The organism is Prevotella sp. khp1, assembly GCF_900102205.1.
Taxonomy (GTDB): Bacteria; Bacteroidota; Bacteroidia; order Bacteroidales; family Bacteroidaceae; genus Prevotella; species Prevotella ruminicola.
Window position 1 is genome coordinate 548479 of record NZ_FNJZ01000002.1, and the last position, 17659, is coordinate 566137.

At 50.3% G+C, this 17659-nt stretch carries 19 protein-coding genes and 1 tRNA gene; 11 read left to right on the forward strand and 9 right to left on the reverse strand.

Annotated features, from left to right (window positions below; translation table 11 throughout):
- Positions 1-20 precede the first annotated feature (20 nt).
- From BLR73_RS08060 to BLR73_RS14155, 10 genes are all read left to right on the forward strand, one after another.
- Positions 21-106: transfer RNA gene (locus tag BLR73_RS08060), tRNA-Leu, on the forward strand.
- A gap of 25 nt (positions 107-131) precedes the next feature.
- Positions 132-1793, forward strand: a complete 1662-nt coding sequence (locus BLR73_RS08065) for a tetratricopeptide repeat protein (RefSeq protein ID WP_013065241.1) — start codon at positions 132-134, stop codon at positions 1791-1793.
- A gap of 3 nt (positions 1794-1796) precedes the next feature.
- The gene (locus BLR73_RS08070) at positions 1797-2798 is read left to right on the forward strand and encodes a TlpA disulfide reductase family protein (protein WP_091860935.1); all 1002 of its coding nucleotides are present in this window, start codon (positions 1797-1799) and stop codon (positions 2796-2798) included.
- Between the two features lie 2 nt (positions 2799-2800).
- Positions 2801-4342 (forward strand): YifB family Mg chelatase-like AAA ATPase, encoded by a 1542-nt coding sequence (locus tag BLR73_RS08075; protein ID WP_073044686.1) that lies wholly within the window; start codon positions 2801-2803, stop codon positions 4340-4342.
- 30 nt (positions 4343-4372) lie between these two features.
- Positions 4373-4789, forward strand: a complete 417-nt coding sequence (locus BLR73_RS08080; RefSeq protein WP_013064318.1) for a Fur family transcriptional regulator — start codon at positions 4373-4375, stop codon at positions 4787-4789.
- Complete coding sequence (locus BLR73_RS08085; protein ID WP_028906553.1) at positions 4786-5478, forward strand: HAD family hydrolase; 693 nt, start codon at positions 4786-4788, stop codon at positions 5476-5478. Before BLR73_RS08080 ends, BLR73_RS08085 begins: the two co-directional genes overlap by 4 nt.
- On the forward strand, positions 5472-5873 hold the full coding sequence (locus BLR73_RS08090; protein WP_091860938.1) for an acyl-CoA thioesterase: 402 nt from the start codon (positions 5472-5474) through the stop codon (positions 5871-5873). The genes BLR73_RS08085 and BLR73_RS08090 overlap by 7 nt, the downstream gene beginning before the upstream one ends.
- Positions 5874-5877: 4 nt before the next feature.
- Positions 5878-6672: a glycoside hydrolase family 16 protein gene (locus BLR73_RS08095; protein WP_091860941.1), complete on the forward strand. Its 795-nt coding sequence runs from the start codon at positions 5878-5880 to the stop codon at positions 6670-6672.
- 7 nt (positions 6673-6679) lie between these two features.
- Positions 6680-7492, forward strand: coding sequence for an N-acetylmuramic acid 6-phosphate etherase (murQ, locus tag BLR73_RS08100; protein ID WP_091860944.1), 813 nt, complete (start codon positions 6680-6682; stop codon positions 7490-7492).
- Entirely contained in the window at positions 7489-7722 is a 234-nt protein-coding gene (locus BLR73_RS14155) for a hypothetical protein (protein ID WP_139208728.1), read from the forward strand. The genes murQ and BLR73_RS14155 overlap by 4 nt, the downstream gene beginning before the upstream one ends.
- On the opposite strand, the gene BLR73_RS08105 is transcribed toward BLR73_RS14155, so the two are convergent.
- Both BLR73_RS08105 and BLR73_RS08110 read right to left on the reverse strand, forming a co-directional pair.
- The gene (locus tag BLR73_RS08105; protein WP_091860947.1) at positions 7667-8752 is read right to left on the reverse strand and encodes a TIGR04133 family radical SAM/SPASM protein; all 1086 of its coding nucleotides are present in this window, start codon (positions 8750-8752) and stop codon (positions 7667-7669) included. The two genes, BLR73_RS14155 and BLR73_RS08105, sit on opposite strands and share 56 nt — an antisense overlap.
- A complete protein-coding gene (locus BLR73_RS08110; protein WP_091860950.1) occupies positions 8752-9234 on the reverse strand; it encodes a radical SAM-associated putative lipoprotein in 483 nt (160 codons plus the stop codon). Before BLR73_RS08110 ends, BLR73_RS08105 begins: the two co-directional genes overlap by 1 nt.
- 148 nt (positions 9235-9382) lie before the next feature.
- Between BLR73_RS08110 and BLR73_RS08115 the strand changes: the two genes are divergently transcribed.
- Positions 9383-10306, forward strand: a complete 924-nt coding sequence (locus BLR73_RS08115; RefSeq protein ID WP_041386217.1) for a DMT family transporter — start codon at positions 9383-9385, stop codon at positions 10304-10306.
- Positions 10307-10308: 2 nt separating this feature from the next.
- Here BLR73_RS08115 and BLR73_RS08120 read toward each other — a convergent pair whose 3' ends face one another.
- The 7 genes from BLR73_RS08120 to sufB are packed head-to-tail and all read right to left on the reverse strand — an operon-like array spanning position 10309 to position 17658.
- On the reverse strand, positions 10309-10812 hold the full coding sequence (locus BLR73_RS08120; RefSeq protein ID WP_041386216.1) for a DUF3237 domain-containing protein: 504 nt from the start codon (positions 10810-10812) through the stop codon (positions 10309-10311).
- 45 nt (positions 10813-10857) lie between these two features.
- Positions 10858-11487, reverse strand: coding sequence for a ribonuclease HII (locus BLR73_RS08125; RefSeq protein ID WP_033150688.1), 630 nt, complete (start codon positions 11485-11487; stop codon positions 10858-10860).
- A gap of 3 nt (positions 11488-11490) precedes the next feature.
- Positions 11491-12711, reverse strand: coding sequence for an aminotransferase class V-fold PLP-dependent enzyme (locus BLR73_RS08130; protein WP_091861301.1), 1221 nt, complete (start codon positions 12709-12711; stop codon positions 11491-11493).
- A 30-nt stretch (positions 12712-12741) separates the two neighbouring features.
- Complete coding sequence (sufD, locus tag BLR73_RS08135; RefSeq protein WP_013063420.1) at positions 12742-14097, reverse strand: Fe-S cluster assembly protein SufD; 1356 nt, start codon at positions 14095-14097, stop codon at positions 12742-12744.
- Positions 14097-14852 carry a Fe-S cluster assembly ATPase SufC gene (sufC, locus tag BLR73_RS08140; protein WP_013064590.1) on the reverse strand — a complete coding sequence of 252 codons (756 nt, stop codon included), beginning with the start codon at positions 14850-14852 and terminating at the stop codon, positions 14097-14099. The genes sufD and sufC overlap by 1 nt, the downstream gene beginning before the upstream one ends.
- Before the next feature lie 38 nt (positions 14853-14890).
- Entirely contained in the window at positions 14891-16198 is a 1308-nt protein-coding gene (locus BLR73_RS08145; RefSeq protein ID WP_013064072.1) for an NCS2 family permease, read from the reverse strand.
- Between the two features lie 11 nt (positions 16199-16209).
- The gene (sufB, locus tag BLR73_RS08150; RefSeq protein ID WP_013063074.1) at positions 16210-17658 is read right to left on the reverse strand and encodes a Fe-S cluster assembly protein SufB; all 1449 of its coding nucleotides are present in this window, start codon (positions 17656-17658) and stop codon (positions 16210-16212) included.
- Position 17659 lies beyond the last annotated feature (1 nt).

Sequence of the window (17659 nt, forward strand, 5' to 3'; positions counted from 1 at the left end):
CTTTGCACCGCAAAAAAGGCGCCGCGATGGTGAAATGGTAGACACGAGGGACTTAAAATCCCTTGGCCATTAAACGGCTGTGCGGGTTCGAGTCCCGCTCGCGGCACACAACAATACTGAGACTTTATTTTATGCAAAAAAAAGAAATTCTATTACTGTCAGCAGCTACGCTGATGATGTTTACATCGTGTTCAAAACTTGGCGAATTATCAGCAGATAACTTCACCGTAACACCAAATCCACTCGAGACTCAAAAAGGTGCCGTTCCTGCAACTATCAACGGCCATTTCCCCGAGAAGTATATGAAAAAGAAGGCTGTAGTTACAGTCGTGCCCGAACTGCGCTATTCAAATGGTGTGGTTGAGAAGGGTACCACCGCCACTTTCCAGGGCGAGAGCGTGCGTGGTAACGACCAGACCATCAACTACAAGATGGGTGGTAACTACACCATGAAGACCAGCTTTGCTTACGCTGGCGACAACAAGGCTGAGATGTTCCTTACATTCGATGCCCGCATTGGTAACAAGAAGATGGAGGTGCCTGCCGTTAAGGTGGCCGATGGCGTTATCGCTACCTCTGAGCTCTACAAGCAGACTATCCTGACCACTCAGGCTGCTGTAGCTCCCGATGCTTATCAGCGTATCACCAAGAAGAAGTTGGATGCTAACATTAAGTTCCTCATCCAGCAGGCTAAGCTGCGCAAGAGCGAGCTCAAGAATAACTCGGTTAAGGAGTTTGTTCGTATGCTCAAGCAGATTAACAACGATCGCGAGAAACTGAATCTCGACAACATCGAGGTATCGGCCTATGCTTCACCTGATGGTGGTTTCAGCATTAACGATAAGCTGGCTGGCGAGCGTCAGAAGGTTTCTGAGAAGTACGTAAACCAGGAGCTCAAGAAGATTAAGCTCGATGCTCCTGTTGATGCTAAGTACACCGCTCAGGACTGGGAGGGATTCCAGGAGTTGGTAAAGGCTAGCAACATTCAGGATAAGGAGGTTATCCTGCGCGTGCTCTCTATGTATAAGGATCCACAGGAGCGTGAGCAGCAGATCAAGAATATCTCAACTGCTTTCCGTGAGTTGGCTGATGGTGTTCTGCCTGAACTGCGTCGTGCCCGTCTCACTATCAACTACGAGACTATCGGACGTAGCGACGAGCAGATTCTTGAGCAGCTCCAGGACGATGCTACCAAGCTGAGCATCGAGGAGATTCTGTATGGTGCTACTCTGAAGACTAATGCCGATGAGAAGAAGCAGGTTTACATGACTGCCGCAAAGGTTTATCCTAACGACTATCGTGCTTACAACAACCTGGCTACCATCGAGTACCAGCAGGGTAACTACGAGGCTGCCAAGCAGTATCTGCAGAAGGCAACAAACGTTCCTGAGGCTAATGCAAACCTTGGACTTCTGGCCCTGAAGGATGGCGACGTAGCTACCGCTGAGCGTTATATCGCTGCTGCTACCGATGCTAACGGACTGGCAGAGATTATGGGTAACCTGAACCTGGCTAAAGGCAACTATGCTCAGGCTGAGGAGAACTTTGCAGAGGTTTACTCAAACAGCGCTGTGCTGGCTCAGATCCTGAACCACGATTACGTATCTGCTGCTGTTACTCTGAAGTACATCAAGAACCCTGATGCTGTGTCAGAGTATCTGAAGGCACTGATGAGTGCCCGTATGGGTAACAATGCCGATGCTGCCGAGGCACTGAAGGAAGCCATCAAGAAGGATCCTGCTTTTGCCAAGTATGCAGCTAACGATATCGAACTGAAGAATATTGAGAAATAAATAATGAAACAGACGTGTCTCCTTGCTCTTCTTGCAGCATTCTTACTGTGTTCTTGTGGCGATGGCCAGAAGAAGTTTAAGATAGAGGGCAGTTTTAAGGGCTTCAATCAAGGAGAACTCTACGTCTATGGGCTTAATGGCGCCCAAAAACTGGATACCATCGGAGTGAGTAGGGGTGAGTTTACCTACAAGGCCGACATCACCGAACCTACTACACTCATCGTGGTGTTCCCTAACTTCTCTGAGATTCCTGTGTTTGCTGAGCCTGGCGTTACCATCACTATGGAAGGCGACGCTGTGCACCTGAAGGAAACCGAAGTTAAGGGCACCAATATCAACAAAGAAATGACGGCATTCCGCCTGAAAACCAGCGCGATGATGCCACCAGGTGTAAAAGGCACGGCCACGCAGTACATTTACGAGCGTCCTGAGTCGCCTATCTGCACCTATCTGCTTACCAAATATTTTGTAATGGTACCTAACCCCGACTATGATAATATTCAGAAGTTGGGTAATATGATTATGAAGGCCCAGCCTGATAATAAGGAGGTGGCTGCCCTCTTGAAGAAGTTAGGTGCCTTACGCGCCGTGAAACAGGGCGCACATCTGCCTTCGTTCTCGGCCAAAGGATTGAAAGGCGAGACAGTATCGTCGGCCGACTTGAATGCCAAGGTAAATGTAATCAGTCTCTGGGCCTCGTGGAACTACGAGAGTATGAGCATTCAGGGACTGTTGGCACGCCTACAGCGCGAAAACCCAGGCAAGCTGAAGGTAGTGAGCATCAGCGTGGATGGCAGTGTAAAGGACTGTCAGCAAATTGTGAATCGCGACTCCGTTAGATGGAGCACCGTTTGCGATGGGCGCATGTGGGAATCGCCAATCCTGCAACAGTTGGGTATGACTTATCTGCCTGACAACATTGTGATAGACGGTCAAGGAAAGATAGTAGGCCGTACGTTGGATTATCAAAAACTTAACGATAAAATCAAGGAATTAATCGAATAGCAATGCTTGTTAAAACCTATAGTGCAGCCGTTACCGCACTCGAAGCAACCACCATAACCATCGAGGTTAATCTGGCAAGAGGCACTTCGTTCCACTTGTCTGGCTTGGCCGACACCGCAGTAAAAGAGAGTTACGACCGTATTCGCGCAGCTATCGAGAATATTGGTTATAAAGCCCCAACAGCCGATTTGACAATTAATATGAGTCCTGCCGATATCCGTAAAGAGGGTAGTGGCTACGATTTGCCATTGGCTATTGGTATATTGGCTGCCTACAGCAAGGTAGCAGAAGATGCACTGAAGGATTATATGATGGTTGGCGAGTTGGGCCTGGATGGCAAACTGAAACCCGTAAGCGGTGTGCTGTCGGTAGCCATCCGTGCACGCAAAGAGAAGTTTAAGGGCTTGATAGTTCCCAAGGAGAATGTGCGCGAAGCGGCTGTGGTAAACCAGCTTGAGGTGTACGGCATGGAGAATATCGCTGATGTGATTGCCTTTTTGAATGGTGCCGAGAATTGCGAACCTACCATTATTGATACACGTAAGGAGTTTTACGACCACCAGTACGCCTTTGATCTCGACTTTGCCGATGTGCGTGGTCAGGAAAGCGTAAAGCGTGCTTTGGAGGTGGCTGCTGCTGGTGGACATAATGTGATACTGATTGGGCCCCCAGGAAGCGGTAAGTCGATGATGGCCAAACGCTTGCCAAGTATCCTGCCCCCATTGTCGCTGGCCGAGAGTTTGGAAACTACTCAGATACACTCTGTAGCAGGCATCCTGCCCAGTGGAACCTCGTTGATTTCGCAGCGCCCTTTCCGCAGTCCGCACCACACTATTTCGCAGGTGGCCATGACGGGTGGTACGCAGAAAGCGCAGCCTGGTGAGGTGAGTCTGGCCCATAACGGGGTGCTCTTTTGTGATGAGCTTCCTGAATTCTCGCGTGCTACGCTCGAGGTGCTGCGCCAGCCATTGGAGGATAGAAAGATTACCATTAGTCGTGCTAAATATACCATCGAGTACCCCTGCTCGTTTATGTTTGTGGCCTCGATGAATCCCTGTCCTTGTGGCTATTATGGCGACCCAACGCACCATTGTGTATGTACGCCAGGACAGATACAACGCTACATGAACCGCATTTCCGGTCCGCTTCTCGACAGAATGGACTTGCATATCGAAGTGCCGGTAGTTCCCTTCAACCAGCTGTCGCAGATGCAGCAGGGCGAGCCCAGCGAGGTGATCCGTGCCCGTGTGATTGCCGCCCGTAAGCGTCAGGAAGAGCGATTTAAGGCGTTCAAGGGTGTATATTGCAATGCGCAGATGTCGGAGCGCATGATTCACCAGTTCTGTGAGCCTGATGAGGCCAGTCTGAATATGCTCCGCATGGCTATGGAGCGCCTGCATCTGAGTGCGCGTGCCTACAACCGCATTCTGAAGGTGGCACGTACCATTGCCGATATCGAAGGTACAGAGCGCGTGCAGAGTCATCATATTGCTGAGGCTATCGGCTATCGCAATCTGGATCGTGGCGATTGGAGTGAACGATGAAATCGATATTTTATCATACAAGTATAGCTTATGGATACTAAGAATTACGAACAACTGCTTTTAGAGCATGGCATCAAGCCCACCGCCAACCGTATTACGGTGGTAAAGGCGCTCGAAGCTTCTATGCTGCCACAATCCATGGCCGAGCTGCAGAACCGAATCGATACAATCGATAAATCGGGCATTTTCCGTACGCTGCAGCTTTTCCGTGAGCACCATCTGGTGCATGTGATTGATGGCGCTGTGGATGGTCAGCGTTTTGAGCTTTGCCATAGTCATCACGACGATCATGATGATGATGTGCACCCCCACTTCTACTGTGAGCAGTGCCAGCAGACCTACTGTTTGGATGGCGTTATGATGCCTAAGGTAGAACTGCCCGAGGGCTTTGAGGCCCATACATCTAATTATATTATTAAAGGAACTTGTCCACATTGTAAGAAATGAAGATAGACGTTAGAAATCTCCGTGTGATAGCTTTCGACGCCGATGATACCTTGTGGGATTGTCAGAGTCATTTCGAGGAAGTAGAGAAACATCTCTACGACCTGATTGCGCCTTATTGCGACGACCCTGCCCACGAGTTGTTTGTTACCGAATCGGGCAATATGGCCGATTTGGGCTATGGCTGCAAGGCTTTCACTATTTCGATTATAGAAACAGCGCTCCGTGTTGGTGGCGCACATTTATCACATACCCAACTGGCTGAGTTGCTGGCGCACAGCAAGCAGCTGTTGCATCTGCCTGCCACACCATTGCCTGAGGTAGAGGAAACATTGCAGCGTTTGCAGGCCTATCCCTATCGTCTTGTGGTGTTTACCAAAGGCGAGTTGCAGGATCAGGAGAATAAACTGTATCGCAGCCATCTGGATAAGTATTTCTCACATGTAGAAATCACTAGTAATAAAACCGAAACAGAGTTCTCGCAGCTCTGTGAGCGTCTGGAGGTTCAGCCCTCACAGTTCCTCATGGTGGGTAACTCGCTGAAGAGCGACATCGCTCCTGCACTTAATATCGGTGCCTGGGCCATTCATATCCCCTTCCACGTTACCTGGCAGTTGGAGCACTCTGAGGATATCGAGCATCCACGACTGACAAAGATTACCCATTTCAACGAAATATTGAAGCTATTATGAACTATATTTTCGAAACCCGCATGGAGGTGCGCGACTACGAGTGCGATATTGAGGGCATCGTTAACAATGCCAACTATCTGCACTACGCTGAGCACACCCGTCACCTGTTTCTTCGCAGTCTGGGCGTTAGCTTTGCTGCGTTGCACGAGCAGGGTATCGATGCCGTTGTTGCTCGTATGAACCTGCAGTATAAAACGCCACTTCGTTGCGACGATGAGTTTATCTCACGTCTCTCGCTCACCAAGGAGGGCATCAAATACGTGTTCCATCAGGCCATCTATCGTGCCAGCGATGAGAAGCTGTCGTGGAAAGGCGATATCGAGCTTGTATGCCTGGTAAACGGTCGCCTGGCCAATAGTCCTGAGTACGACGAGGCTTTCAAAGACTTTATTTAATGGTATGAGAAAGGTTTTACTGTCGTTGCTGCTTGGTATGCTTGCTGTGCCCCTTGTGGCACAGGAGTATCAGCTGGTTTTTGCCGATGAGTTTGATGGTAACGGGCGCCCTGATAGCACCATCTGGGGCTATGAGCAGGGATTTGTGCGTAACCACGAAGCTCAGTGGTATCAGGCAGATAATGCCTACCTGCACAATGGTATGCTGGTGATTGAAGCTCGCCAGGAAACTGGTCGTGAGGGTATTCCCTATACCTCGGCCAGTATGAATACCAAAGGCAAGTACAGCTTCCTGTATGGACGACTGGAGGTTTGCGCCCGCATCCCAACCGCTGGTGGTGCCTGGCCCGCTATCTGGACGTTAGGCAACGACATGCCTTGGCCCTCGTGTGGCGAGATTGATTTGATGGAGTATTACCGTATCAATGGAGTGCCTCATATCTTAGCCAATGCCTGTTGGGGTAACGACCAGCCCTACAAGGCTGTGTGGAATAGCAAGAAAACACCGTTTGCCCATTTTACTGAGAAAGACCCTGCATGGGCCCAGCATTTTCATATATGGCGTATGGACTGGGACGAAACGGCTATCCGATTGTATCTGGATGATGAGTTGCTGAACGAAATCCCTCTCAGTAGCACGCAGAACGGTAAGATTGGCCAATATACCAATCCCTTTAACCGTCCGCAGTATATCCTTCTGAACCTGGCCTTAGGTGGCGATAATGGTGGTACCATCGATAACGCTGCCTTCCCTATGCGTTACGAGATTGATTATGTACGTGTGTACCAGAAAAAATAATACGCACATGAGGATTGAAGATAAGATCACAGAGCAGGCTTCGCATTACGACCATCTGGAGCAGATGGAGGTAGGCGAGGTGCTGAGGAGCATCAACCAGGAGGATAGGTTGGTGGCCGAGGCTGTGGGGCGCGTGCTGCCACAGATAGAGGCACTGGTACTGGCCATCGAACCAAGAATGAAACGCGGTGGCCGACTGTTTTATGTGGGTGCGGGCACCAGCGGTCGTTTAGGCGTGCTTGATGCCAGCGAGCTGCCACCAACTTTTGGTGTACAGCCCGATTGGGTGATAGGCTTGATTGCTGGTGGCGACGAGGCCTTACGATGCGCTGTAGAGCGTGCCGAGGACGATAAGGAGCAGGGTTGGAACGACCTGATGCGCTATCAGCCTACCGCCGATGATACGGTGATAGGTATTGCAGCCTCTGGTACCACACCTTACGTGATTGGTGCCATCGAGGGAGCTCGCAAGCAGGGGTTGCTTACAGGTTGTATTACCAGCAATCCTCATACGCCATTGGCTGCTGCCGCTGAGTATGCCATAGAGACGATTGTCGGCCCAGAGTTTGTAACTGGTTCCAGTCGTATGAAGAGCGGTACTGCCCAGAAGATGGTTCTGAATATGATTTCTACTGCCTTGATGATTCGCATGGGGCGTGTAGAGGGTAATCGTATGGTAAAGATGCAGCTTACTAACGAGAAATTGATAGACCGAGGTACCCGCATGATTGCCGACGAACTCGGTATCAGTTACGACGAAGCCCGTCAGAGATTATTAGCTGCAGGGAGCGTTGATGTTGTACTAAAACAGAAACTATGAATATAAAGATGTTTAAACTTAAGGCCATTAACAAGATGCTGACGCTGCTGGGCTTCAGTTCTGTGGCATTTGTGTTTACTGCTTGTTATGGTACAAAACCTTGCGACTATCGTGAGGAGATGGCAGATAGTCTAAGTGTAGCTTTCAGAAATGCTGCGAGCGATTCTATAGGAGTTAATCAGCAGCCTGCTGTAAGCGCTTCAGATGGCACAGCAGAAGTTCGCCGTTAGCATCGCGTAGGTGCATGCCGTTGCCCTGGCAATAGCGGAAGTATTTGCAGTCCTTGCACTCGCCATTGCGCATCCATTCGCGATTGCGATAGGGGGCATAGCGGTTCTCCCAAACCTCCATAAAGTCATCCTCGTAGATGTTGCCCTGATGGTAGTCGGCACGTATGCTGGCACAAGCAGCTATCGAGCCGTCGGCCATCACTGAGCCTACGGTAATGCCGGCCTGACAGCTAAAGAACCTGCTGCGGGCCTCGCCTTCGTAGTTGCCCAGAAATCCTTCGCAACCATAATCGGCACGGATGCGTCCTTCTTTTCTTGTTTCACGAATAAAATCAAACACCCCGCGAAACTGCTCGTTGGTTAGGCGCATATCAGGATCGAGAGCCGCACGACCTACTGGAAAAACAGTAAACAATCGCCAGCGCTGTACACCTTTTGAAATCAGGAATTCCTTAATGGCGTTCAGCTGCGTATAGTTACGACGGTTTACGCAGGTCACGATATCGAACACAAACCCTTTGGTGGCTACCAGCATATCGATGGCATTGCTCACCATCTGAAAGCTGTGTGTGTTGCCGCGCATCCAGTTGTGGTTATCCTCTAAGCCATCCAGACTGATGGCCATCGAATGGATACCGGCACGTTGCAGATTCTGCCAGCGCTGGGGTGTAAGATGCAGCGCATTGGTAACCATTCCCCAGGGGAATCCCTTGTCGTATATCGCACGGCCGCACTCCTCAATATCCTGACGCATCAGCGGTTCGCCACCCGATATGATGACAAACACCTGATGTGGATCGGTTTTCTGTGCGATGCTATCGAGTACACGCAAAAAGTCGTCCTTGGGCATATCCTTGCTTTCCGACTTCATCTTGCAGTCGCTGCCACAGTGGCGGCACTTCAAGTCGCAACGCAGCGTACACTCCCAGAACAGTTGTTTCAGGGGATGTTCCTTGCGTACCATTTCTTCCTTCTGTCGCCAGAGTTCTAAAGCTAACTTTTTGCGAAGGGTAAGGGGAGTTGGCTTCATTATTTCTTCTTCAGTTTAATATCCTGTTTAATCGTAAAAGTGCCGTTGTTCCAAGTGCCTTCGCCATCATTTACCTTCTGGGCATTGTTGTAGTTAATGTCGATGGTATCGTTCTGGTAGGCACCATTGGTATCGCCATCCACATCCTCAACAATCAACTTGATTTCCGGACTTTGGGGGAAGTGGGTTGATGTCATATCGTAGTGGCCGTTGGCATCAGTCAGTACAGAGTCGATGGCAAACGTTATGGGCTTGCCCTCATAGTTTGTTACTTGTTTCACAGATGTCTTGATGCCTTCTACGGCCTTGCCGCCCTCGTCGGTAACAGTGCCCGATATCTTATACTCGGCCGAGGGAACGCCATACATGAGTATAGGCGAACCGTACATCTCCATCGAATTCTCTGATGAGCAACCATAGCCCAACAGCGACAGCAGGGCTGTGAGGATGGTGTTGTACCAGCGATTGAATCTTACTTTCATTGTTCGATTTTGTTTAAAGTGGATACAAAAGTATGAGTTTTTTCTTAAATAACTTGAACAAACGGCAAATCTTGCATCCAGAAGCGTAGAATTAACGATTTTTTGTATAATTTTGCAACCTGAAGTTTTAACGTATTTATACTAAGCAATGACTTATATAGGTGAATTGATATCGATTGGCGTAGCCTTTTCATGGACAGCTACGGCGCTTCTGAGTGAATTTGGTAGTAAACGATTGGGTAACCTTACGCTGAATGTGCTGCGTATGGGTTTGGCTTTGGTGTTTTCGTTGGTGCTGTTTCTTGTTGTAACAGGTAGCATGATGCCTCCAGGCGCATCGGTCGAGGCTGCTGGTTGGATGCTGCTATCGGGTGTGGTTGGTTACGTGATAGGCGATTTCTGCCTGTTTCAGTGCTATATCATCATTGGTTCGCGCTACGGACAGTTGTTTATGACCTTAGCACCGCTCTCAGCCGCCCTGATGGCATGGATAACCCTGGGGCAGCAGATGAATGCTATGAGCATTCTGGCCATGCTGATTACACTGGGTGGTATCAGCATCTCGGTATTAGGTCGTGGCGAGCACCACAAGGTAGGACTGAAACTTCCTCTTAACGGTGTGCTGTTTGCCATTGGTGCAGCTATGTGCCAGGGTATTGGTTTGGTGCTGAGCAAGATTGGTATGGACCACTACGAGGCTTCGCTCACAGGCACACCCGAATGGCTGGTGCCCTTCAGCGCTAATTTCTATCGCTGTGTAGCGGGTATCATAGGCTTCTCGCTGTTATTGTACTTCCGCAAGGGTTTAGAGCCTCTACGCGAAGCTATGCACGATCGTAAGGGATTGGCTGTTGCTACAGCTACCACCGTGTTCGGTCCGTTTGTAGGTGTAGGCTTTTCGCTGATGGCTGTACAATACACAGCAGCAGGCATCGCCAGCACACTGATGGCGATGACACCTATTATTATATTGCTGCCGTCGTATTGGTTGTTTAAGCAGAAGATAACCTGGCGCGCCGTAGTGGGTGCGGTTATCTCGGTGGTAGGTGTTAGCCTGTTCTTCTTAGGCTAACCCTATTTAATGCGCCACACGTTGAGCACAATGCCCTTGAAATCGCTTGAGAACGAAGGTGCGCAAACAAACAGCGAATTGTTCAGCCAGCCGTATTTGCTGTCGGCAGGCGCCTCGAATTGGGGTGCTGCGCGGAAATAGAAGCTGGGCTTGCCATCGGCATCCTTGCCGTTGGCAATGATACCACGGTTACGAACGTGGATGTAGATACCATCATCGGTCTTGATACAGTAGATAGCCTCCAGCTCTGTACGTCCTTCGGTATTCAGCTGGTAGTCGGCACCACCGTTCACAATGGTTCCCTTCAGACCCTTACCCTCAAAGGTACCACCTGTGATGGGGATAACGGTGCGGCGTCCGTGCTGTGTGTTGTCGATACCATAAGCTTCGCCAAGGGTTACCTTCAGCTGCAAAGCAAACTCTAACTGTGGAGCCTCGGGCTCCTGAATCTGTGCGCTGGCACTGATAGAAATGGCGGCCAGCAAAGCCATAAACAGTTTTCTCATTGTAGTATTTTTATAGTTGATTTGTTCTGTATTTGGTGGTGAGCGTTAGAACTCACCAAAGTCGATGCTCAGCTGTCCATCGCCCAGCAGGTTGTAGCTTTTGCGATGATAGGGCGTAATGCCGTGCTGCTTGATGGCCTCGCGATGCTTCTTGGTGGGGTAGCCCTTGTTCGAGCGCCAGTCGTACTGAGGGTATTCCTCGGCCAACTGGTTCATATAGTCGTCACGATAGGTCTTGGCCAGGATAGATGCAGCGGCAATAGCTAAGTACTTACCATCGCCCTTTACGATGGTGGTATGAGGCAGCTGCTTGCCATCGGCAGGATCCTTATATGGCTTGAACTTATTACCATCCACAATCACTGCCTCAGGGCGCACTTTCAGTTGGTCTAAGGCACGATGCATAGCTAAGATCGAGGCATTCAGAATATTGATTTTATCTATCTCTTCAGGTGTAACAATGCCTACAGCCCAAGCCACGGCGTCGCGCTCAATCATCTCGCGCAACTGATAGCGTTTCTTTTCCGACAGCTGTTTCGAGTCGTTCAGCAACTCGTTCTGGTAGCCTTCGGGCAGGATAACGGCGGCTGCATACACGCTGCCGGCCAAACAACCACGGCCAGCCTCGTCGCAACCTGCCTCTATCTTACCTTCGTAATATTTGTTGAGTAGCATAGCTTAAAACATTTGCGATACACGACGGATACCGGTCACGAGAGCGTCGATCTCTTCCTTGGTGTTGTAGAGTGCGAACGAGGCGCGAACGGTGCCTGAGATGCCCAAACGGTCCATCAGTGGCTGTGCACAATGGTGACCAGTACGCACAGCAATACCCAGACGGTCGAGTAGGGTACCCATATCCAGGTGGTGGATATCGCCAACGTTGAACGATACCACAGCATCCTTCTTCGATGCATCCATCGGACCGTAGATCTTCATGCCGTCGATGGTCATCAGCTGCTCCATGCAGTAGTGGGTAAGAGCTTGCTCATGCTGCTGGATGGCATCAAAACCGATGGCTTCGATATATTCGATGGCTTTTGCCAGTCCGTGGGTAGCCACATAGTCGGGTGTGCCAGCCTCGAACTTGAATGGCAGGCGCTCAAAAGTGGTCTTCTCCCAAGTCACCTTGTCAATCATCTCGCCGCCACCCTGATAGGGAGGCAACTTCTCCAGCCACTCTTCCTTTCCATACAGCACACCGATGCCGGTTGGTCCGTACATCTTATGTCCGCTGAAAGCAAAGAAGTCGCAATCCATTGCCTGTACATCTACCTTGAAGTGGGGCGCACTCTGGGCACCATCTACCAGCACGGGGATGTTGTGGGCGTGGGCTATCTTGATTATCTGTTCAACAGGGTTAATGGTGCCCAGCACGTTGCTTACGTGGGCCACGCTAACTATCTTGGTTTTGGGGGTGATGAGCTGTTCCAGCTGGTCGATACACAAGATACCATCGTCGGTAATGGGGATGTGCTTTACCACAATGCCACGCTTCATGGCCTGTAACTGCCACGATACGATGTTTGAGTGGTGCTCCATCTCGGTTACAATCACCTCGTCGCCGGCCTGCATCTGACTTTCGCAGAACGAGCTGGCCACCAGGTTAATGGCCTCGGTAGTACCACGCGTAAAAATAATCTCCTCTATCTTGCGGGCGTTGATGAATCCACGAACTGCCTCGCGAGCCGCCTCGTGCAGGTCGGTAGCCTGCTGCGACAGGTAGTGTACACCACGATGCACGTTGGCATTCACGTTGAGATACTCGTCGCGCATAGCGTCGAGCACCATCAGTGGCTTCTGTGTGGTAGCCGCGTTGTCCAGATAAACCAGCGGCTTTTTATATACCTCGCGACCCAGGATAGGGAAATCTTCGCGTACCTTATTTAGATTAAACATGAAACATGAAAGATTAAACATTAATACCCTTTACTTGCAGAGTTTGCAGCCTGAGCATTTGTTCAGCTCGCCACGGAATCGCTTCTCTACCAGGTAGTGCAGGCGATCGCGCAGTGGCTCTAACTGCATGTGGTCGATAACCTCGTTGATAAAGGCGTTCTGCAGCAGTACCTTAGCCTCCTGCAATGAAATGCCTCGCTGGCGCATGTAGAACAGGGCGGCATCGTTCAGCTGTCCAACGGTCGAACCGTGGGCACACTTCACGTCGTCGGCATAGATTTCCAGCATGGGCTGGGTGTACATGCGTGCCTCTTTGGTGGCAGTGAGGTTCTGATTGGTCATCTGCGAGGTGGTTTTCTGAGCACCATGCTCAACCAGCACACGACCGGCAAAAGCACCTGTAGCCTTCTCGTCGAGTACATATTTGTACAGCTCCTGCGAGTTGCAGTGAGGCACCTTGTGAACTATCAGCGTGTTGTTATCTACGTGCTGCTGCTTGTCGGCAATCACACATCCGTAGCATTGGCACTCGGCACCCTCGCCACTGAAGGTCAGGTCGAGCTTGTTACGGGTAATACCGTTGTGCAGGGTGATGACGTTGTGGTTTACACGACTGTTGGCCTGCTGGTCGATATACACGTTGCTTACGCGTACATTCTTATGATGCGTCTCCTCCATGCAATAGAGGTCTAGCGATGCATTCTCGCCTACGTAAGCCTCGATAACCTGTGTGGCCAGGAAGTTACGGTCGTCGGCAGCATGATCGCAGAACAGCATTTTAATTTCGGCACTCTCTTCGAGTACAATCAGCACGCGACGGTTCACCATCAGGTCGGTCACTACATGCTGCGCGTTCTGTGGGGTGGCCTTCAGGATGTTAATCACCTGAATGGCGCGATCCACCTTCACGTTCTTGGGCACGTAAACCAGCAGTCCGTCCTGTGCCAGCATGGTGTTGAGTGCTGTAACGGCATCCTCACCAGTCTTAGCTAGCTTGGTGTAGTACTTGCTCACCAGCTCAGGGTAATCGCGCATAGAGCCGATCACAACGCCTTCAGGTAAGTGACCCTTCTGCTTGTCGTCGTGGTAGAACATATCGTTAACCACAAAGTACAGGCTTGTGCTCAGGTTGGGCACGTCGCAATGGAAAGCCTCGTAGGGATCCACAGGTATCTGCAGGCGGTTCAGGTTCACACCGTAGTCGGGCTCAAACAGCTTCTGCATATCGGTGTACTTGTATCGCTCTACCTTCTTTGTTGGGAAGCCCTGTTTGCGGAAGTCCTCAAAGGCCTGATCGCGCACCACGTTCATCGACTCTGGGGCATGCTTGATAATCATCTCGCGTGCCTGCTGATAGAGGTCAATATATTGTTGTTCGCTATTCATTATTCCTCGCCTATTTCTTCCTTAATCCAATCGTAGCCGTGCTCCTGAATCTGTACAGCCAGCTCTGGGCCGCCAGTCTTCACGATTCTACCCTTGTACAGCACGTGTACAAACTGGGGCTTAATCATTTCGAGCAGACGGTCGTAGTGGGTGATGACGATGCACGATGTCTCAGGTGTCTGCAGTTTGTTAACACCCTCGGCTACAATACGCATAGCATCTACGTCAAGACCAGAGTCGGTCTCGTCGAGGATACTCAGTTTGGGCTCCAGCATAGCCATCTGGAAAATCTCGTTGCGCTTCTTCTCACCACCGCTGAAACCCTCGTTAACCGAGCGGTTAGCCAGCTTCGAGTCGAGCTCAACGATCTTACGCTTCTCGCGCTGCAGCTTCAGGAATTCGGCGGCGTTCATGGGCTCCAGTCCCTGATACTTGCGCTTCTCGTTGATGGCAGCCTTCATAAAGTTGGTCATCGATACACCTGGAATCTCAACGGGATACTGGAACGAGAGGAACAAACCCTCGTGGGCACGGTCCTCAGGCTTCATCTCCAGCAGGTTCTTACCGTTGAAGAAAGCCTCGCCCTCGGTCACCTCGTAAAGTGGGTTACCCACCAGTACGGCGCTCAGGGTAGATTTTCCTGAACCGTTAGGGCCCATGATGGCATGTGTCTCGCCATCGTTAATCACGAGGTCGATGCCTTTTAATATCTCTTTATCGCCAATCTTGGCGTGTAAGTTCTTAACCTCTAACATTAATGTATTTGACTATTTGACAATTTTCTATTTTACAATTAAAGGAAGGCGTAGCGACAGATAAACAGTGCGGCCAGCAGGATAGTGGCCCAGTTAATGTTGTTACGCTCGTCCTTATCTTTGAGTGTGCCCGACAGCAGATGGATGAGTACATACGAGATAACACCCATCAGGATACCATCAGAGATACTGTAAGTAAGTGGCATCATCACGATACATACAAAGCAAGGGATGGCTGTAACATAATCGCTGAAGTCAACCTTGCGGATGTCGTGCATCATCATCACACCAACCAGAATCAGTGCGGCGGCTGTGGCCTGTGCTGGGATGGCCAGGAACAGGGGCGCAAAGAGCAATGCTACTGCAAAGCAGATGGCGGTAGTAAAGCTGGTAAGACCAGAGCGGCCGCCTACGTTTACACCCGAAGCACTCTCTACATAAGTAGTTACTGTTGAAGTACCCAGCATAGCACCAACGGTGGTACCGATGGCATCAGCCATAAAGGCCTGGTTCAGGTTCTTCACGTTACCGTTATCATCAACCATGCCGGCACGGTTTGATACACCAATCAGGGTACCGATGGTGTCGAACATATCGATAAACAGGAAGGTGAGTACCACTACCACCATATCTACGGTCAGGATGTTGTGCCACTCAAACTGCCAGAAGATGGGGCTGATTGATGGTGGAACCGACATCACACCTGTGTAGTTGGTAACACCCAGAGGGATACCTACGATGGTGGTTATCAGAATACCAATCAGCAGCGAGCCTGTTACCTTGCGTACCAGCAGGGCGGCAGTAAGCAGAATGCCGAAGATAGCCAGCAGCACAGCAGGATCGTGCAGGTTTCCTAAGGTGATGAATGTAGATTCTGATGAGGCTACGATACCAGCGCCCTTCAGACCTACAAAAGCGATAAACAATCCGATACCTGGACTGATGGCTCGGCGCAATACCAGTGGTATAGCGTTAACAATATGTTTGCGCAGGCCTGTAACCGTGAGCAGGATGAAAATCAATCCCTCGATCAACACAGCCGTAAGTGCAAACTGCCAGGTGTAGCCCATAGTAAGCACTACGGTGAACGCAAAGAATGCATTCAGACCCATACCAGGTGCCAAGGCAAATGGCAATTTGGCATAGATGGCCATAACCAACGTACCTACAACAGCTGCGATACATGTGGTGGTAAACACTGCCCCAGCATCCATACCAGTTGCCGAGAGGATGCTTGGGTTTACGGCTAAGATGTAAGCCATTGTTAAGAAGGTGGTAATACCACCAATAACCTCCTTGCGCAAAGTCATTGTGGAGGCATCAAATCCAAATAATTTCTGAAGCATATCGTTTTTATTTATCCAACAGTTCCTTCTAATGATACTGATAATAGTTTCTGTGCCTCAACGGCAAACTCCATAGGCAACTTCTGCAGCACCTCCTTGGCATAACCATTCACAATCAGTCCAACGGCCTGCTCGGTGGGGATACCGCGCTGGTTGCAATAGAAGAGCTGGTCTTCCGAAATCTTCGAGGTGGTAGCCTCGTGCTCAAACACAGCTGTGTCGTTGTGTACATCCATATAGGGGAAGGTATGTGCGCCACAATCCGAACCTAACAGCAGCGAGTCGCAGCTTGAGTAGTTACGGGCATTGTCGGCAGTTGATGCTGCACGCACCAGTCCGCGATACGAGTTCTGTGAGTGACCAGCCGAGATACCCTTCGAGATGATGGTACTCTTGGTGTTCTTACCAATGTGTATCATCTTGGTACCTGTATCGGCCTCCTGATAGTTGTTGGTAACAGCTACCGAGTAGAACTCGGCCTGCGAGTTATCGCCGCGCAGAATGCACGATGGGTACTTCCAGGTGATGGCACTACCCGTTTCAACCTGCGTCCACGACAACTTCGAGTCAACACCACGCAGATCGCCACGCTTGGTCACAAGGTTCAGCACACCGCCCTTACCGTTCTCGTCGCCAGGATACCAGTTCTGAACGGTAGAGTATTTCACCTCGGCACGGTTCATCACGATAATCTCAACGATGGCGGCATGCAACTGGTTCTCGTCGCGCATAGGGGCTGTACATCCCTCCAGATACGATACGTAGGCATCGTCGTCGGCAATAATCAGTGTACGCTCAAACTGACCTGTGTTACGGGCATTGATGCGGAAGTAAGAGCTGAGCTCCATGGGGCATCTTACACCCTTGGGGATATAAACAAACGAACCATCGCTGAACACAGCCGAGTTGAGTGCTGCAAAGAAGTTATCTTTGTAAGGCACTACTGTTCCCAGGTACTGACGCACCAGGTCGCCGTGCTCCTTGATGGCCTCGCCAATCGAGCAGAAGATAACACCCTTTTCGCGCAGCTTCTCCTTAAAGGTGGTCTTTACCGATACGCTATCCATGATAGCATCAACGGCTGTGTTACCACTCAGGGCCAGGCGCTCTTCAAGGGGGATACCTAACTTATCAAAGGTTTTCTCCAGCTCTGGGTCGATCTTACCATCGCCTTCGGGCTTCTTAGCCAGTGGGTCGGCATAGTAGCTAATGGCCTGATAGTCAATCTCCGGCACATGCACATGGCCCCACTTAGGTTCCTGCTGCTCCTTCCAGTAGCGGAACGCCTTCAGGCGGAACTCAAGCATCCACTCGGGCTCCCCTTTCTTAGCAGAGATGAGCCGAACGATATCCTCGTTCAGCCCTTTCTCGATTATTTCAGTATGTACGTCGGTAGTGAAACCAAACTCGTATTTTTGTTCAGCTACCTGACGTACAAATTCATTCTTATTATCTGACATT

Excerpts from the sequence above, each read along its gene's own strand:
- BLR73_RS14155 (WP_139208728.1), top strand. The coding sequence starts at position 7,489 with ATGAATATAAAGATGTTTAAACTTAAGGCCATTAACAAGATGCTGACG.
- sufC (WP_013064590.1), bottom strand. The coding sequence starts at position 14,852 with ATGTTAGAGGTTAAGAACTTACACGCCAAGATTGGCGATAAAGAGATA.
- BLR73_RS08110 (WP_091860950.1), bottom strand. The coding sequence starts at position 9,234 with ATGAAAGTAAGATTCAATCGCTGGTACAACACCATCCTCACAGCCCTG.
- sufB (WP_013063074.1), bottom strand. The coding sequence starts at position 17,658 with ATGTCAGATAATAAGAATGAATTTGTACGTCAGGTAGCTGAACAAAAA.
- BLR73_RS08115 (WP_041386217.1), top strand. The coding sequence starts at position 9,383 with ATGACTTATATAGGTGAATTGATATCGATTGGCGTAGCCTTTTCATGG.
- sufD (WP_013063420.1), bottom strand. The coding sequence starts at position 14,097 with ATGAATAGCGAACAACAATATATTGACCTCTATCAGCAGGCACGCGAG.
- BLR73_RS08105 (WP_091860947.1), bottom strand. The coding sequence starts at position 8,752 with ATGAAGCCAACTCCCCTTACCCTTCGCAAAAAGTTAGCTTTAGAACTC.
- BLR73_RS08070 (WP_091860935.1), top strand. The coding sequence starts at position 1,797 with ATGAAACAGACGTGTCTCCTTGCTCTTCTTGCAGCATTCTTACTGTGT.
- BLR73_RS08130 (WP_091861301.1), bottom strand. The coding sequence starts at position 12,711 with ATGTTTAATCTAAATAAGGTACGCGAAGATTTCCCTATCCTGGGTCGC.
- murQ (WP_091860944.1), top strand. The coding sequence starts at position 6,680 with ATGAGGATTGAAGATAAGATCACAGAGCAGGCTTCGCATTACGACCAT.
- BLR73_RS08095 (WP_091860941.1), top strand. The coding sequence starts at position 5,878 with ATGAGAAAGGTTTTACTGTCGTTGCTGCTTGGTATGCTTGCTGTGCCC.
- BLR73_RS08075 (WP_073044686.1), top strand. The coding sequence starts at position 2,801 with ATGCTTGTTAAAACCTATAGTGCAGCCGTTACCGCACTCGAAGCAACC.
- BLR73_RS08085 (WP_028906553.1), top strand. The coding sequence starts at position 4,786 with ATGAAGATAGACGTTAGAAATCTCCGTGTGATAGCTTTCGACGCCGAT.
- BLR73_RS08080 (WP_013064318.1), top strand. The coding sequence starts at position 4,373 with ATGGATACTAAGAATTACGAACAACTGCTTTTAGAGCATGGCATCAAG.
- BLR73_RS08120 (WP_041386216.1), bottom strand. The coding sequence starts at position 10,812 with ATGAGAAAACTGTTTATGGCTTTGCTGGCCGCCATTTCTATCAGTGCC.
- BLR73_RS08145 (WP_013064072.1), bottom strand. The coding sequence starts at position 16,198 with ATGCTTCAGAAATTATTTGGATTTGATGCCTCCACAATGACTTTGCGC.
- BLR73_RS08065 (WP_013065241.1), top strand. The coding sequence starts at position 132 with ATGCAAAAAAAAGAAATTCTATTACTGTCAGCAGCTACGCTGATGATG.
- BLR73_RS08125 (WP_033150688.1), bottom strand. The coding sequence starts at position 11,487 with ATGCTACTCAACAAATATTACGAAGGTAAGATAGAGGCAGGTTGCGAC.